Genomic DNA, 14,847 nt, shown 5'->3' with positions numbered 1-14,847 from the left:
CCTCCGGGGCGCCACCTGAACCGTTCACCCACACGGCCCAAAAGTGGGGCCACCGCAGACCGTTCCAGTGGGGCCAAAACAACCCGTTGAAAACATCGAAGCCGGAGTGGCTGAGGAGGACCCAGGAGTCGACCTCGTGGTGGTGCGCGAGCATCAGCTCGCGCAGAGCGTGGACAGGATCGCTGAAGCGGTGGCCGGACCGCTGCCCGACCGGGATCGACTTGAATGCCTGCTCGCCGATCACGGCCGTGACGGCCGTCCTTCTGCCCGCGATGTCCACGATGCGCAGACGTCGGAAGAGCGCGTTGCCGGTGGAGTCCTCGACGACGTTGGCGCATACGGTCCGCTGGCGGAGGCCAGCCTGGAAGTAGTGCGGCCAGCCGTGGTTCCCGGGAGCGACGACGTCGTACAGGGCGAGCAGGATGTCCCGTTCGAGCGCGCCCCGGCCGAGGCGGTAGTACCCGGTGCCCTCGAAGAAGTCGCCGCAGTCCACCAGCAGGCCGTCCGTGCGTGCCTGGTGGAGGTGCCCGAGCAGCGGGCCGTCGGCGTCGAGAGCGGAGTGGACGTCGGTGGTTGCCATGATCTGTCGTAGGGAACGGGCCGCGGTCATGGCGCGACCTCGCAGATGTCGGCGCCGAGGTGGAGGAGCTTGCCGGGTAGGTCGGCGTGGCCGCGGCGGAGCTGGTCGACTCCGCCGAGGGTGGTGATTCCGCGGGCGGTCAGCGCGGCCACCATGAGCGCGGAGCCGGTGCGGATGTCGGTGGCCTCTACCCCGGCTCCGGTGAGGCGTTGCGGGCCGGTCAGTCGGCATTCGGTGGGGGAGATCTCCTCGATCTTCGCGCCGAGCCGGGCCAACTGGGGCAGCAGGTTCCCGTGGCGGCCGGGGTTGATGGAGTCGGCGAACAGGTGTGTCCCGGGCTGGCCGAGAGCCAGTGCCATCAGGGGAGGTTCGAAATCGGCGTCCAGGCCGCCGGTGGCGAGTGTGGCGATGGCGCGAAGGGGACGGCCCGTGGGCCGGGCGGCGCTCCCGTCGACCAGGAGGACGTCCTCCCGTACCGAGGTGGGGATGCCCAGCCGCTGCAGGGCTGCCTGCAACGGCACCACATCCCGACCTTGGACGCCCTCGATGCGCGCGGTCCCACCGGTGGCGGCGACGGCGCAGGCCAGGGTGCCTGCCTCGATCTTGTCGCCCGGAACGCGCCAGGCCGGCATCTCGGCCGGTGATGCCGCTGCCGGGCTCAGGTCCAGGACCTGTTCGCCGGCTCGGGCCTCCCATCCCGCCGAGCGCAGGGCGTCCAGCACGGTGAGGACTTCCGGCGACAGGTTCGGCCGACCGAGGCGCAGCGCACGGCCCGCGACGACCGTACGCAGGACGGCGACGACCGTCGCACCGCGCGACCGGAACGGCAACGTGTGGGAGACCGTTCCGGTGGCGGGTCGACCGGCCTCGACGTCATAGCCCTCGTCATGGACGGTTAGGCGGTCGCCGAACGCCTCGTACACCTTGAAGTGCAGGTCCATGCCGCGCTCCCCGATCCGGCATCCCCCGGGCCAGGGCAGCCGGGCGTTCCCCTGGAGGGCAAGGAGTGCGGGCACCAGGTAGTACGACGCGCGGATCCGGGCGGCCGGGGCCAGGTCGAGTTCCGCGGGTACGACGTCAGGGGGCATGATCACCACGCTGTCGGGCCGTCCCACGGCCCGGGCGACGTGCCAGCCCGCCCCTTGGATCAAGGTGAGCATCCAGTGGACGTCGGCGCTGGCGGGGACGTTCTCCAGGTGGATGGTCCGGCGCACGGCTGCTGCGGCGGCCAGCAGCGGCAGGGCGGCGTTCTTGGAGCCGTCGACGGTGACCGAACCGGAGAGGGGACTCCCCGGACGTACGGCGATCACCTCCGCGCTCGTCGCAAGAGCTCGATGGGGTGCCATGCGTTCAACTCCTTTGCAGGGGAGGTTGCGTGATGGATGGCGTGACCGAGGTGGGTACGGACAGATCGAGCTCGGCCCAGCAGGACTTGCCGCCGGCGCTGTGGTCGACGCCGTGCCGGTCGGCGAGGGCGTCGATGATCAGCAGCCCGCGGCCGTCCTCGGCGTCCGTACGGGGTGGGCGTGCGTGGGGGAGGACGGAACTCCGGTCGCGGACCTCGAAGCGCAGGCGGCTCCCGCGCAGGCGAGCGGTTACGGAAGCGGCTTCGTTTCCCGCGTGCTGAACGGCGTTCGCCAGCAGTTCGCCGGCCACGACCTCTGCCACGCACATGCCGTCGGTGCCGATGACCGAGCGCCACCCTCTGATCTCGTTCATCACCTGGTGCCGGGCACGGGCGGCGCCCTCGGGCGAACTCGTGACGGTCAGCGTGACCTCGTGCACTTCCATGAGCAGCCTCCTGGAGGGGTGCGGTTCCATCAGGCAAGCGGGTCAGGAGGCAGCGGCGCGATGTGCCGCGCAGCCCCTGCATCGGTCATGCACGTTGTGCATGGCGGGCAAGTTCCTTGCAGTTAGGCTCGGTTGAGCAGGCAGGATCGGTCTCGGCAGAAGGGGCCGTGGCGGAGATGGTCGACACGCAGGGCGAGGTGCACCGGATCGGTGAAGTGATCCGCCGGGCTCGGGTCTTACAGGGCCGCTCACAAGCGGACGTGGCCGGCGAGCTGGGGTATCACCAGTCGAAGATCAGCCGACTGGAGGGCGGACGCGGAACGGACGACATCCGGGTTCTGCGCGACGTCGCCCGCATCCTGCGCATTCCCCCGGCCCGACTCGGTCTGGCGGAGGCCGCCCCGGAAGCCGATCCCCACGATCCGGAGACAGAGGAAATGCTGCGCCGCCGTACCTTCCTTGCCGCCAGCGTCACCGCACTCACAGCCTCGGTCACGCCGACGGCTGCGCACCCCGCGCTCGTCCAGGCACTCCTGCCCGGGATGCCGACGGCGCCGACGACGGAAGCGCCGGAGTCCGGGGAACTACGAAACCGGGCAACGGCCATCCGGCGCCTCTGGAGCACGTGCGACTACGCGGAGCTGGAGCGGACCCTTCCCGGCCTGATCACCGATCTCCGCCACTGCATCGCCGACTCCCCGCAGGCCGAGGAGCTTCCTCGCTTCCTGGCCACTGCCTACCAGACCTCGGCCAGCCTCCTGCTGAAGCAGGGAGACCCCGGCACGGCGTGGCTCGCCGTCGGGCGCGCGATGGCCGAGGCCGAACGCTCGGGTGATCCGCTCGTCCTCGCCGCCAGCGTCCGCCTCCACGCGCACGTCCTGGTACGCGAACAGCACGCCGGCCAGGCCGTCACGCTGATCAAGCACACGGCCTCACAACTCGCCGGCGCGTACGACCGGCAGCCCCACCACCACCTCTCCGTGCTCGGGTTGCTGCTACTGCGCGGAGTCACGGCTGCCAGCAGGGCCGGGGACCGCGCTGCCACCGCAGAGTTCCTGGCCGAGGCCAAGGAGGTGGCGAAGTACGTCGCCCTGGACCACCCCGACGCCTGGGCCAACTTCAGCCCCACCAACGTGGCCCTCCATGAGGTCAGCGCGGCCGTGTCCTTCGGCGACGCGGGCGTCGCCATCGACATCGCCCGTCCGCTCATGCGCCGCCACATCCCGGTTCCCGAGCGCCGGGCCGCCCTATGGGTGGAAGCCGCCCGTGCCTACGCGCAGCAGGGCCGCCTCGCCGACGGCTACCAGGCCCTGCGGATCGCGGAGACCTGCGCGGCCCAGGACGTACGACGCCCAGCCGTCCGGGACCTGGTCGCCGACATGGCGGCGCGCGACCGTCGGCGTACGCTGCCAGAGCTCCACCACTTCAGCCGCCGACTGGGAGTACCCGCGTGACCGATCCGCAGCGCAAGCCCTTCCTGTACGTCGTCGTCTGCGCGGCCGGGATCGCGGGCGACGTCGGCAAGCTGATCGCCACCGCGCACGAGCGGAGCTGGGACGTCGGCGTCGTCGCCACCCCACAGGGGCTTCCCTTCCTCGATGTCGCCGCGATCGAGGAGCGGACCGGTTACCCCGTCCGCTCCGCCTGGAGCGCGCCCGGGGACGCACGGTCCTTCCCACCCGCCGATGCGATCGCCGTAGCCCCGGCCACCTTCAACACGGTCAACAAGTGGGCGGCCGGCTTCGCGGACAACCTCGCCCTCGGCATCCTCTGCGAGGCCCCGGGCATGGGCATCCCCACCGCCGTCCTGCCCTACGTGAACACCGCCCTCGCAGCCCACCGCGCGTACCAACGCAGCCTCGCCGAGCTGCGTGAGATGGGCGTCCTGGTCGGGAGCTACGAGCCACACCGTCCGAAGTCCGGCGGTGGCGCCGACCGCTTCCGCTGGGAGGAAGCCGTTGACCTCCTGGCTCCGTTGCTGGCGGCAGCGGCCGCCCACCACTGATCCTGCGACTGCCAGTGGGTATGGCCTGTCGGCCTTGCACATCGCGAATGCCTGCGACCGGTGACCGGGAGGTACCTGGTCACCGGCCGCAGGCTGCTGTTCCGGGCCCGTCAGTCCTCGTAGGGGAGGTAGATGCCGCCGTCCGGAGCGGCTATGGCGCACAGGCGCTCGTACTCGGCGCGGTCTTCCTCGGTCATGTGCGGGAGTACGTCCATGACCATGCGGGCTTCGGGGTGCCGGGCGAAGTACGAGAACAGGAGCTCGGTGAGGGCCTCCACGGCGGTGCCCTGTTCGAAAGCAGCCGCCGCGTTGCGGGCACTCAGGGCGGCTGTGGCTTCGAGTTCGGCGTGCGTGGCCTGGAGGGCGGTCGCCTGTTCGGCTCGGGTGAACGGGCGCCCGTCACGGTGGGACTAGGTGTTGGTGTCGGGCCGGATCTTGAAGTCCGAGTCCATCAGCAGGGCGATGACTTCGATGCGCAGTTCGGTTTCGGGCATGCGGAGGTTCCTTTACGGGACGGGGTTGGTGGTGATGTTTTCAATGCTCCGGAAAATCCCCGGTTTGGCTGACCGGGGATCGTCGGCTATGTAGGGACGGACGCGTTATGCCGTCAGCGCCGGCGGGAGGCGCTGTTCGCGCCCTTCAGAGCCGGTTGTGTGGTCGGCGTGTGCCGGGGGAGCGATGCCGCGGGATCGGCAGGCAGGTGGGCGAGGCGGCGCAGGCGCCAGACGAGGACGTCGCTGACGGACGTGGCGCTGTCCAGCTCCCGGTGTCGCGTGGCTTCGGCGAGGAGGTGGGCCGGGTTGTGGCCTGCGGCCTGGGTATCGGCGAGTGTGGCCGCCAGGGCGGGCCAGCCCGGCTCGGCCAGAACTTGTTCGGCAATCTCGGGCAGCGCCTGGCGTAGGACGGCTGCCTGTCGTCGCTGCAGTGGCAGGGAGCGGCCTCGCTGGTGGAGCACGGCCATCGGCTGGGCGGCCGCGATCTCGTAGGCGGCACGGAGGTGTTCGGCGGCCTGGCGGGCGGTTTCGGCTTGCTGGGCGTGGTGCTTCTTGGCGTGCCAGTTCGCCGCCGCGGTGACGAGGAAGAACGCGGTGTCGATGAGCATGGCGGTGGTGGCGCCGTCTTCCCCGCGGCCGAGGGCGGGCCCGCTGTGGACGAGGTCGTGCGCGGCCTGGCGCAGGGTGTGGTCGTGCCCGCGTACGGCGCGGACGTGGGAGCGGGAGGCCCGCTCGAACGCGAAGGCTGCATCGCGGAGTTCTCTGCGGGTGTAGGCGGCGGAGGTCTTGGCGAGGGCGTCGAGGACCTCCCCGGCAGCGGCGATCTGGGCTGCTGCCGTGCCTTCGTCGGCGTGCACGATGAGCAGCAGTGCCTGCCAGGTCGCGGTGGTGGCGCGGCGGCGGGCGTACGCAGGGCCGGTGACCGGCGGGAGAGCGGGGCGCTCCGGTGAGACGTCCTCGTCCGAGGAGGATTCTGCCGGTTGGGTCCAGCGTTCGCGGATACGGGGCAGGGAGAGGTCGGGGGCGAGCTTGGATCCCGAGTAGAAGACGGGTTCGCCGTTCTTGTTGCGGTCGTCGGGCAGGGCCACGGTGTAGCCGAGAAGGTCCCCGGACGGTGCGACGCGCCGCTTTACGAGGAGACCGGCATGGGTGAGACGGTCGAAGAACTCCTCCTCGCTCTGGGCGCCGGCCGCCGCGCGGCGGACGCTCTCGCGCAGTTCCTCCCTCGGGGTGCGTTCCTGCCGGTGGCGGTCGGCTTTGTGGCGTTCGGCGCTGGTGGGGCGCTGGGCTGCGGTTCCGTCGCCGGCCTTGAGGCGGCGCAGGCCGTAGTCGGCTTCGATGAGACGGGCTTCGGCCTGGGAGCGTTTGACTTCGTTGTGGCGGCGGGGCCGGCGGCCGTCCTCGCGGACGGTGGTGGCGATGATGTGGATGTGGTCGTCGGCGTGGCGGACGGCTGCCCAGCGGCAGGCGGCGGTGTCGCCGTCGGGGGCGATGCCAGTGGCGGCGACCATGCGGCGGGCGATGTCGCCCCACTGCTCGTCGCTGAGGATCGGGTCCTCGGGCGCGGCACGTACGGACAGGTGCCATACGTGCTCGGTGGGGCGTCGCGACTTGGGCAGGGCTTCGACGGGCTGGTCGAGGAGCCTTTGCAGGTCCCCGTAAGTGGCTTTCGAGTTGCGTCCGGGGTCGGGGACGAGACTGTCCCAGGCCGCCACGAGGTGTGGGTCGGTGTGTTCCTCGTGGGTGCCGGGGCCGTAGAGGTAGCGGATCAGGCCGATGGTGCGGGTGCCCATCTTGTGGACGCGGGGGATCATCCGGTGGGAGCCTCCGTCTCTACGTATCGCTGGGTGAAGTCGTCCACGCGCTCGGCGGTCCGCTGGACGGCGTCGAGGACCGCCTTGGCGTGCGGGGCATCGGCGCCGGAGTTCAAGACGGTGGCGACCTGGTTCAGGTTGTTGCCGATCTGGCCGAGGGCCCGGCGCAGCGCGAACAGCTCTCTGACCATCTCCCGGTGGGTGGCGATCTCGGCTTCGGTGTGTTCGAGGTCGCGTGCGGCCTTCAGGGCAGAGTGGGCGAGGAACCCGGCGGTGCTCATGCGGCAGGCAGCCGCGGCGTGGGTGAGGAGCTGGAATTCATCGTCGTTCATGCGGCAACTGGGCTGGTGGATGCGCTTCTTCTCGGCGAGCAGGCGCTCACGCTGGCGCACGTGCGATGTCGTTGGGGCGGTGTGCGTGCAGCGGGGGGTGTGGCAGGCGTGCTGTCCCTCCGATTCGTGGTGCGGTCCGGCCTCGGCAGCATCCCGAAGGGCCGGCACCCCCTGGTGCCGCTCCGCGCCCGCCACCCCTGGGGCGGGGGAGCCCAGAGCATTGCTCCCGACGGGAGCAATGCTCTGGGTACAACTTGCTCCTCCTGAGGCTGGAAGCGAGGGCATGTGATCGTCGTGGGTGGGACGGTCGTGCGGTGGGTTGTGCATGCGTGTCCTTGAAGAGGTAAAGGCTGGTCGTGTGAAGGGGCTGTTGGGCGGGGTCGACCGGTTGGGGACCGCTCGCTGGTGACGCGAGATGCTGTCGGCGCTGTCCGGGGACCGGGCGAGACGGTCCCGGATTCGGGAGGCTCTCGGTCCCCAGTGGCATGGGTGTGGGGGACCGGTCCCGTCTCGGTCCCCGTAGTCGTGGGTGGGGACGGTCCCCGACGTCGTGACTTGACGGTCCCCGAACCGTCGAAGGTCGGTCCCGGATGGCGGGGACCGTGGGGACGGTCGCCACTGAGTCGGGGGATATCAGGGGGTTGACCTGCGGAAACAGAGTTGGGGACCGGTCCCCGTGGTGCCCGACGCGCGCAGCGCAATCAAGGGGACGGTCCCCGCTCGACTGCTGTCGGTCCCCTCTTGGGGGAGGCCGCTGCCAGCCGGGGACGGGACCGGGACGGGGACCGCGACTGGGACGGGGACCGCGACCGCGACGGGACCGGGTTGGGGGACCGTGATTGGGGCGGGGACGGGACCTGGATGGGGACGGTCCCCGAACGGCTCGGGCCAGTGGTTCGGTCCCCCACGATGATGGGGACCGACCTGGGTGGGGACCGTGGTGGTCAGGAGCCTGACGGCTGGGCGCGTCGGCGGTCTGGGCCGGTGAGGATGACGCGGGTGGTCATCTCTGCAAGACGGGAGGCGACGCGGTCCCCGACTGCGTTGCGGAGTTCCGCGATGGGCAGGTTGGTGGTGATCAGGGTCGGGAGCATCTCGGTGTAGCGGCGATTGATCAGCCGGTACGTCAGCTCCTCGGTCCACTCGGACTGCTTGGCCGCGCCGAGGTCGTCCAGGATCAGCAGCGGGCACCGGCCGAGCTCTTGGATCTCCCGCTCGGGGTCGTGGTTGGGCCGGGGCCGGAGCTGGGCGTAGAGGTCGGCGGAGGTGACCGCCTGCCAGCGCAGGCGTACTCCGGCGGCCAGCAGCGAGCGGACGGCTCCGTAGGCCTGATGTGTCTTGCCGATGCCGGTGGTTCCGGCGATCAGCAGCGAGGGGCCGTAGGCGATGCCCCGGGTACCGGCCGGCCCGTTCCGCCCGGCGCCGGTGACCGCCTCCACCCAGCCCAGGACTTCGGGTTGGGTGGCGAGTGCTTCGCGGTAGCGGGGCGGGATGCGGCGGTCGGCGAGTTCCAGGGTGGTCACCGGCTCCACCGTGGGCCCGGCGGGTGCGGTGTCGGGGTCGATGCCCTTGGCAGCGAGAATGGCCTGGAGACGGGCTGCCAGGGTGCCAGCACGCTGGGGTTCGCGGGTCGCGGTGGTCACAGCTGGCCTCCGTAAGCGGCTTCGGCGTCAACGGGGTTGGTGTACGGCTGAGGGGTCCTGCGGGCGCCAGCAGTGGCCTGGGGTGGGTTCATGGCCTCGTTGACCAGACTGGGCAGCAGACTCGGGTAGAGGCTCTTGAGGCGCATGCGGTCGACCCCGGCTCGGATGTGGTCCGGGTCGATGCCTTCGTACAGCAACTTGTTGATCTCCCGGCCTACATGGCCCAGGACCCTCTCCGGAGGGAGCTTCCCGCACGCGGCGACGTACTCGGCGACCAGTTGCTGGGCCGTTGCGGTCTGGGGTGTGGCGGGGGCGCTCGCGCCTCCCAACGGAGATCCTAGATCCACGATCCTAGGTCCTAGATCCGGACCGTGAGGGCTCGGCGCAGGCTCCCGCACCTCCCCCTGATGCTGCACGGAGGGCTCACCGAATCCGCCCTGACCTGCGGATACGGGGATCAGTGAAGTGGCAGGAGGTGCGGGTGCGAGCTCCGGGACGGGCGCCTGATGGTGCACGGACGACTCACGGAGCCCTCCCTGCGCCAGCGGTGAAGTCAGGGGTACCCGGCCGCCGTCGTGGTAGGGGCAGTTCGGGTGCCGGACACCGCTGGGGCGGTTGACCTTCTGGTGCTTGGAGAAGGTCACGATGTGCAGGTACCGCTTGCCGTCCTCGCCCTCGTACCGGCAGATGAGTTCATTGCCGGCGAGCTGGGTGAGGTCGTCCTCGACCTCGATCGGGCCGTGTTCGGGGCGCAGGGACCACAAGAGGCCCGCTATGACGGCGGACTGGTCACGGAACCGGCCGTGGTCGTCGGCCTGGGTGAGCAGACCGAAGAACGTCCGCTCTGCGGTGATGCTGACGGCGGCCAGCGATTCGGAGCTGAAGGCTTCCGGCTTGATGGTGCGGATGCGTGCCACGCCTATCGCCCCGCCTTCGCCTGCTGCTGGGACGGTGACGCCATGGTGGGCGCGGGTGTGCGGACGGCTGCTTCGGCCGTACTGTGGGGCATAGACGTTCCTCAGATCCGTTCAGGAGTGGGCGGTTTGGACAAGGGGCTCCCATCGGCTCTCGGCGCTGCAACGCCGGGAGCCGATTCCTTTGTCGGGGGTGCTTAGCCAAGACAGCCACACCCAGCCCGCGCAAGTCCAGCGAATCCGCACTCGAAAAGCGTCAGAGCGCATCGCTGATCGCGAACGACTTCACAGTAAGGGCGAATCCCCGGTTGACCAAAAAGTCGACGGCGCAGGGAGAGCGGCGAAGATCGCACCCCGAAAGCCATTGACCGGGGTAGGCGAGGCGATCTATGTTTCCGCCGCCCGGAGCCACTGATGGTGTGCGCACCTCTGTGGTCCGAGATGGGTCGTAGTTCCGCAATGGCTGTCTATGCGGGAATCGCCAGTTCCTTCTCCGTGAAACGGGCCCCAAAGTCCCATGTCTGGGCTTCCGCGATTACGAGAACCCGGGAACCCGAGCTACAACAGACGCATGCCCCGAAGAGCTACGGAAATCGGTCCCGCCGGAGAACGGACCGCCGGTGCCATCGAGCGCCTGCGCACCTCGCGCGGGTTCGCCCAGCGCGAGCTCGCTGCCCGTGTCACCGAGCTCGGCCACCCCATGACCAACACCATGCTGTCCCGCATCGAACGCACCCGCCGGCGCTGCGACGTGGATGACCTCGTCGCCATTGCGGCCGCCCTCGGTGTCTCCCCACTCGCCTTGCTCCAGCCCGCGACGTAGGGGTCCCGCGTGGGTGCGCTGTGACGCCGCCCCGGCTTATACCCGACGATCCCCGGTCAGCCAAACCGGGGATTCTCCAGACCATAGAAGTAGTCCGCTCCACCTGCCTGACAGCAAGCGGGGGCGGGCTCGTCATGCCCGATGTCCGTCGCCGCAGGTTGCCGACGGAAGACCCCGAAGGTTTCGATACGTGCGAAGTGTTGCTTGTGACAGTGAATTGCTGGCGAATGTCCGTATGTCTCCCCGTGTGTCGCCGCTGGGGAGGGGTTTTCTGAACGTGCATGAAGCCGCCGAATACCTGGGGCTGTCGCCCGCCACCCTTTACGTGTGGCGACACCGTCGCCAAGGTCCGCCGAGTTTTCGGATGGGGCGGAGCGGACGTGTGATGTACCGGATCGAAACGCTTGACGAGTGGATCCGGGAACAGGAGCAGGCGGACTCCCGCAGTAATACTTCCCTAAATCCGGTGAATGCCGCCCCGCAGCGCCGCGCCGGGTACTCGGCCACGGCCTGACCGATCTACCCGGCCTTACCATCCGCCCTACGCCTAACCCTTACCCCGAGGAATTCTTTGGCCGGCTATATCGAAGACCGTTGGATCAAAAAGAAGAAGGATCCCGTCACAGGGAAGCGTGAGCGTACGACCCGTTACGGCAAGGGGTCTCGGTATCGTGTCGCTGGAATCCCGGGCGTCCGGGACATGTCGTTCGACGTGCTGGAGGACGCCAAGGGGTGGCTTCGGCGGTCTGGCACCGACAGCGAACGGGGCGAGTTCGTCGACCCGCGCGACGGCTCCATCACCTTGACGGACTTCGTCACGCGCCACTGGCGCGCCGGCGTTCGCGGCGCGCCCGGCACGGTCAAACGAGTTGACGAGCGTGTACGACTCCACATCCTTCCGCACCTCGGTGCGGTGGCGCTGCGAGACGTGTCGGCGACCGTCCTGCGCGGCTACATAGCCACGCTCGAAGGCGAGTGCTCTCCGCGGTACGCCCGGCAGATCCTCACCTCGCTGTCGAACATCTTCGAGACCGCGATCGACGACAAGCGCCTCGTCCGCAACCCGATGCGGGCCAAGACGGTGCGTTGGCCGAAGGCCCCCGACGACGATCGTGACGCGTGGCCGCTGGCAACGGCGCAGCGGGTGCGGGACGTGATCAATCCTCGCTACCGGATCGCGGTCGTCGTCGCGCTGGGGTGTGGGCTGCGCCAGGGCGAGGTGTTCGGGCTGTCGCCGAAGGACATCGACTTCGAACGCGGCGTCATCCGAGTGCGCAGGCAGGTGCAACTTCTCTCCGGGCGCCTCTACTTCGCTCTGCCCAAGGGCGGCAAGACGCGCATCGTCGACATGCCCCGGTCGGTGGCCACGGAACTGGCCGCGTACTTCCTCGACCATCCGGCGGTCGACGTCGAGCTCCCCTGGGGCGGGCCGGAGACCGACCGGGAGAAGCAGAGCTTCCCGCTCGTCCTCACGACGACCTACGGCAACGCCATCCGCGCCAACATCTTCAACGACGAGGCCTGGAAGCCGGCCCTCGCCGCGGCCGGAGTCATTCCAGTGCGGGAGAAGGGGGCTCGGTGGAAGGCCTCCCGTAAGGACGGCTTCCACGTGCTGCGGCACACCTACGCCTCGGTGCTCCTCGAAGCGGGCGAGTCCATCGTCACGCTTGCCCGGTGGCTCGGTCACTCAAGTCCGACCATCACCCTCGACCACTACGCCCACTTCATGCCGGAGGCTGGCGGCAAGGGCCGCGTGGCTATCGACGCAGTACTCGGCACGGCGCCCGAGTACGTACCTGAGGGCCTCGTTTCCTCTCACGGCAGCATCTGAGAGCCCGTTCCGACAGCGGTCGCCTGCGCCCGGCAATGTTCCAGCCCCGCCGTCACCTCTGCCTGGTCCGAGCCGTCCTCGGTCGCCAGGAGTTCCCCGGCCGTAACCATGGCCGCCCAGAACTCGGGAGGTGAGCCCCGTCCGTTCCGGAACCGAGTCTGCGCGAGGAGCAGGAAGATCTTCGTGAGCTCCCCAGTACGGAACCAGGGGATCATGCCGCCAGGAAAGCCTCCGCGGGCGCAGGCCGCGGTCCACAACAGGTCGTGGATCCGCTCACCGCGACCGTCCAGTACTCGGTCCACGACGAACACGTGCCCACAGCCGAGAAGCATGGCGACGAGGTCTTCCTCTCCTACCTCGAACTCTGCGAAGAGGGGCCGAACCTCGCTGATCCGGACTTCGGCGTCTGCCCGGGGGACTCCCAGGGCCAGACATAGGGCCAACGCGCAGGCGTCCCACTCACCGGTGCGTGCGGCCAGTTCGGCGAAGACCTCCTCCTTGCCCCGTCCGGTGGCCAGCATCTCGCGAGCCTCCAGAACCAGCGCGTCCTCGCCTTCCCTGTGATTCATGGCCAGAGGCTACAGCGATGCTCGAACGCGACAAGGGTCGTGGTGACTTGAGTGAGCGTCCCCCATTCCTCTGCCCGGTCGTGCAGGTGGCGAGGCTGGGTTCAGCGGCAGAGTTCCATGATGGTGTCGTCGAAGTCGGGGAACTCCTGGGCCGCCAGTTCGATCACGGCAGCGGCTGACCGGCGCTGGTGCGGTGCGAATCCTTCGGCGATGGCTGCCAGCTCCGGGTTGGGGTGTGCCTTCCAGTCGGGCTCGTACGAGGTGGCGGCTTCCCAGGGGCCGAAGCCGTCGGCCAGTAGCCACAGGAAGTCGCCCAGGTCGCGGGCGACGACACCGGTCTCTCCCTCGGACCCGAGAAAGACGACGGGCTGCTCGGCCAGCGGCCGGCTCGGGCGGATGAGCCAGATCGCCGCGTACCCGCCCGTGCCGTCCTGTCCGAACACGCGGAAGTCGTTGCCGTCCAGTTCGCTGTTCCCGGTCCACGCCTGGAGCCAGTCGGTGGTCTCGGCAGCGGACAGGAAGGCCGGGAAGGGCTCGAAGTCGACCCCGGTCTTCCCGTCGGCGTAGTCGAATCGAACGGCCATCGCAGTGGCGAGCGCGGCGGGGAAGTGGCGGTCATCGGTGGGCTTCACGGAGACAGGCTAGACAGGGGGTCGGACAGTGGCGCTCTACGGGCGCGGTTGTTGGACGACTGCCGGTTTGTAGTCGTCGGGGGAGACAGGACAGACCTTGTCGTTACCCTCCGCAACTGCGTGCCGTCGAAGGTGATCGGCGGTGCGGGAGGGCCAGCCCCAAGGCGCGGGGGAGTACCCGGCATGGGTCGGCTGCGGATTCTCCCCAGATTCTCCCCAGGGGGTCGTGGGGGCCGCTTTCATGCGTTCGCAAGAGCTAAGTTGATCAACGGCGCTGGTGTGCGGTCTACAGCCAGTCGCGCTTCTTGAAGATGACGTACAGGCTCACGCAGACCACCGCCATCAGCAGGATCGCGAAGGGGTAGCCGGCGGCCCACTTCAGCTCGGGCATGGTCTCGAAGTTCATGCCGTAGATGGTTCCCACGAGTGTGGGTGCGAAGAGGATGGCGGCCCAGGAGGAGATCTTCTTGATCTCCTCGTTCTGTTCGAAGCCCGCTTCGGCCAGGGCGCGCATTTCGGCGTTCTGTTGTTGGGAGACCAGGGTGGCGTTGACCGTCAGGATTTCTGTCAGGGCCTGGCGGAAGCCGTCGACGCGTTCGCTGGTGTGGGTGACGTGGTCCGCGACGTCGCGGAGGTAGCGCTGGAGTTCCTCGTCCGTGCCGTACTTGGCGAAGCCGGCCATCAGGCCGTGGAGCATGCCGACCAGGGGGCGGGTGGCGCGCTGGAACTCGACCATTTCTCGGGAGAGTTCGTAGATGCGGCGGGAGACCTCCGGGTCGCCGCGGAAGACCTCCGTCTCGATCTCGTCGATGTCGGTCTGGACGCCTTCGACGACCGGGGCGTAGCCGTCGACCACCGCGTCGAGGATGGCGTACAGGGCGGCCTCGGGGCCCAGGGAGAGGAGTTCAGGGCTCTCCTCCATGCGGCGGCGGACGGAGGAGAGGTCCGGGGCGCCGCCGTGGCGGACGGTGATCAGGAAGTCCGGGCCGACGAAGATGTGGAGTTCGCCGAACTCGACCTCCTCCAGCGCGTCCAGGTAGCGGGCGGCGCGCAGGACGACGAAGAGGGTGTCCCCGTAGCGCTCCAGCTTGGGGCGCTGGTGGGCCTCCAGGGCGTCCTCGACGGCGAGTTCGTGGAGGTTGAACTCGGCGGCCAGCGAGTGGAGTTCGGGTTCCGTGGGGCGGTGCAGGCCGATCCAGGCCATGCCGTCGGGCTGTTCGCGCAGCCTGCGGAAGGTGTCGGCGAGGGTGGCGGGGGAGGCGACGCGGCGGCCGTCGCGGTATACGGCGGAGTCGATCAGGCTGCGGTGGTTCGGGGGTGTGGGGGCCGGCGGTGCGGGCTTCGCGCGCGGGGACGGGGAGGGGTGGCGGTCCGGGCGGCGGTCCGACATCGCAGGTCAGCTCCCGTTCGAGCAGGAAG

At 69.3% G+C, this 14,847-nt stretch carries 15 protein-coding genes and 1 pseudogene; 5 read left to right on the top strand and 11 right to left on the bottom strand.

What is annotated here, in order from left to right; genetic code table 11:
- The 3 genes and pseudogenes from ACWDYJ_RS22810 to ACWDYJ_RS22800 form a co-directional block, all read right to left on the bottom strand.
- Window positions 1-610, bottom strand: a pseudogene (locus tag ACWDYJ_RS22810) (hypothetical protein); the annotation flags it as partial.
- Window positions 607-1,926, bottom strand: coding sequence for a UDP-N-acetylglucosamine 1-carboxyvinyltransferase (locus tag ACWDYJ_RS22805; RefSeq protein WP_451567427.1), 1,320 nt, complete (start codon window positions 1,924-1,926; stop codon window positions 607-609). The gene ACWDYJ_RS22805 and the pseudogene ACWDYJ_RS22810, both read right to left, overlap by 4 nt.
- Window positions 1,927-1,930: 4 nt before the next feature.
- Window positions 1,931-2,371 (bottom strand): ATP-binding protein, encoded by a 441-nt coding sequence (locus ACWDYJ_RS22800; protein ID WP_451567426.1) that lies wholly within the window; start codon window positions 2,369-2,371, stop codon window positions 1,931-1,933.
- A 176-nt stretch (window positions 2,372-2,547) separates the two neighbouring features.
- On the opposite strand from ACWDYJ_RS22800, the gene ACWDYJ_RS22795 reads away from it, so the two are divergent.
- Both ACWDYJ_RS22795 and ACWDYJ_RS22790 read left to right on the top strand, forming a co-directional pair.
- Window positions 2,548-3,825, top strand: coding sequence for a helix-turn-helix domain-containing protein (locus tag ACWDYJ_RS22795; protein WP_451567425.1), 1,278 nt, complete (start codon window positions 2,548-2,550; stop codon window positions 3,823-3,825).
- Complete coding sequence (locus ACWDYJ_RS22790) at window positions 3,822-4,376, top strand: flavoprotein (RefSeq protein ID WP_451567424.1); 555 nt, start codon at window positions 3,822-3,824, stop codon at window positions 4,374-4,376. Before ACWDYJ_RS22795 ends, ACWDYJ_RS22790 begins: the two co-directional genes overlap by 4 nt.
- 110 nt (window positions 4,377-4,486) lie before the next feature.
- Here the strand turns inward: ACWDYJ_RS22790 and ACWDYJ_RS22785 are convergent, their stop codons facing one another.
- The 5 genes from ACWDYJ_RS22785 to ACWDYJ_RS22765 form a co-directional block, all read right to left on the bottom strand.
- Complete coding sequence (locus ACWDYJ_RS22785) at window positions 4,487-4,654, bottom strand: hypothetical protein (protein ID WP_451567423.1); 168 nt, start codon at window positions 4,652-4,654, stop codon at window positions 4,487-4,489.
- Between the two features lie 329 nt (window positions 4,655-4,983).
- Window positions 4,984-6,684 (bottom strand): relaxase/mobilization nuclease domain-containing protein, encoded by a 1,701-nt coding sequence (locus ACWDYJ_RS22780; protein ID WP_451567422.1) that lies wholly within the window; start codon window positions 6,682-6,684, stop codon window positions 4,984-4,986.
- Window positions 6,681-7,076 (bottom strand): plasmid mobilization protein, encoded by a 396-nt coding sequence (locus ACWDYJ_RS22775; protein ID WP_451567421.1) that lies wholly within the window; start codon window positions 7,074-7,076, stop codon window positions 6,681-6,683. Before ACWDYJ_RS22775 ends, ACWDYJ_RS22780 begins: the two co-directional genes overlap by 4 nt.
- Before the next feature lie 884 nt (window positions 7,077-7,960).
- Window positions 7,961-8,659 (bottom strand): ATP-binding protein, encoded by a 699-nt coding sequence (locus ACWDYJ_RS22770; RefSeq protein ID WP_451567420.1) that lies wholly within the window; start codon window positions 8,657-8,659, stop codon window positions 7,961-7,963.
- Window positions 8,656-9,576 (bottom strand): hypothetical protein, encoded by a 921-nt coding sequence (locus ACWDYJ_RS22765; protein ID WP_451567419.1) that lies wholly within the window; start codon window positions 9,574-9,576, stop codon window positions 8,656-8,658. Before ACWDYJ_RS22765 ends, ACWDYJ_RS22770 begins: the two co-directional genes overlap by 4 nt.
- 568 nt (window positions 9,577-10,144) lie before the next feature.
- Between ACWDYJ_RS22765 and ACWDYJ_RS22760 the strand changes: the two genes are divergently transcribed.
- From ACWDYJ_RS22760 to ACWDYJ_RS22750, 3 genes are read left to right on the top strand one after another with little or no spacing between them, the layout of a single operon-like run.
- Complete coding sequence (locus ACWDYJ_RS22760; protein WP_267040274.1) at window positions 10,145-10,396, top strand: helix-turn-helix domain-containing protein; 252 nt, start codon at window positions 10,145-10,147, stop codon at window positions 10,394-10,396.
- Window positions 10,329-10,910, top strand: coding sequence for a helix-turn-helix transcriptional regulator (locus ACWDYJ_RS22755; RefSeq protein ID WP_451567418.1), 582 nt, complete (start codon window positions 10,329-10,331; stop codon window positions 10,908-10,910). The genes ACWDYJ_RS22760 and ACWDYJ_RS22755 overlap by 68 nt, the downstream gene beginning before the upstream one ends.
- 57 nt (window positions 10,911-10,967) lie before the next feature.
- A complete protein-coding gene (locus ACWDYJ_RS22750; RefSeq protein WP_451567417.1) occupies window positions 10,968-12,227 on the top strand; it encodes a tyrosine-type recombinase/integrase in 1,260 nt (419 codons plus the stop codon).
- Here the strand turns inward: ACWDYJ_RS22750 and ACWDYJ_RS22745 are convergent.
- The 3 genes from ACWDYJ_RS22745 to ACWDYJ_RS22735 form a co-directional block, all read right to left on the bottom strand.
- A complete protein-coding gene (locus ACWDYJ_RS22745; RefSeq protein ID WP_362731359.1) occupies window positions 12,212-12,796 on the bottom strand; it encodes a hypothetical protein in 585 nt (194 codons plus the stop codon). The two genes, ACWDYJ_RS22750 and ACWDYJ_RS22745, sit on opposite strands and share 16 nt — an antisense overlap.
- A gap of 101 nt (window positions 12,797-12,897) precedes the next feature.
- Window positions 12,898-13,428, bottom strand: a complete 531-nt coding sequence (locus tag ACWDYJ_RS22740) for an SMI1/KNR4 family protein (protein WP_451567416.1) — start codon at window positions 13,426-13,428, stop codon at window positions 12,898-12,900.
- A gap of 286 nt (window positions 13,429-13,714) precedes the next feature.
- A complete protein-coding gene (locus ACWDYJ_RS22735; RefSeq protein ID WP_451567415.1) occupies window positions 13,715-14,818 on the bottom strand; it encodes a magnesium and cobalt transport protein CorA in 1,104 nt (367 codons plus the stop codon).
- Between the last annotated feature and the right edge of the window lie 29 nt (window positions 14,819-14,847).

Source organism: Streptomyces sp. NPDC003042, assembly GCF_053591315.1.
This window is presented reverse-complemented; position numbering and strand designations above follow the sequence as displayed.

What these genes read in the sequence shown, in the direction of transcription:
- ACWDYJ_RS22760 (WP_267040274.1), top strand. Translation starts at nt 10,145, where the DNA reads ATGCCCCGAAGAGCTACGGAAATCGGTCCCGCCGGAGAACGGACCGCC.
- ACWDYJ_RS22805 (WP_451567427.1), bottom strand. Translation starts at nt 1,926, where the DNA reads ATGGCACCCCATCGAGCTCTTGCGACGAGCGCGGAGGTGATCGCCGTA.
- ACWDYJ_RS22800 (WP_451567426.1), bottom strand. Translation starts at nt 2,371, where the DNA reads ATGGAAGTGCACGAGGTCACGCTGACCGTCACGAGTTCGCCCGAGGGC.
- ACWDYJ_RS22780 (WP_451567422.1), bottom strand. Translation starts at nt 6,684, where the DNA reads ATGATCCCCCGCGTCCACAAGATGGGCACCCGCACCATCGGCCTGATC.
- ACWDYJ_RS22735 (WP_451567415.1), bottom strand. Translation starts at nt 14,818, where the DNA reads ATGTCGGACCGCCGCCCGGACCGCCACCCCTCCCCGTCCCCGCGCGCG.
- ACWDYJ_RS22745 (WP_362731359.1), bottom strand. Translation starts at nt 12,796, where the DNA reads ATGAATCACAGGGAAGGCGAGGACGCGCTGGTTCTGGAGGCTCGCGAG.
- ACWDYJ_RS22795 (WP_451567425.1), top strand. Translation starts at nt 2,548, where the DNA reads ATGGTCGACACGCAGGGCGAGGTGCACCGGATCGGTGAAGTGATCCGC.
- ACWDYJ_RS22755 (WP_451567418.1), top strand. Translation starts at nt 10,329, where the DNA reads ATGACCTCGTCGCCATTGCGGCCGCCCTCGGTGTCTCCCCACTCGCCT.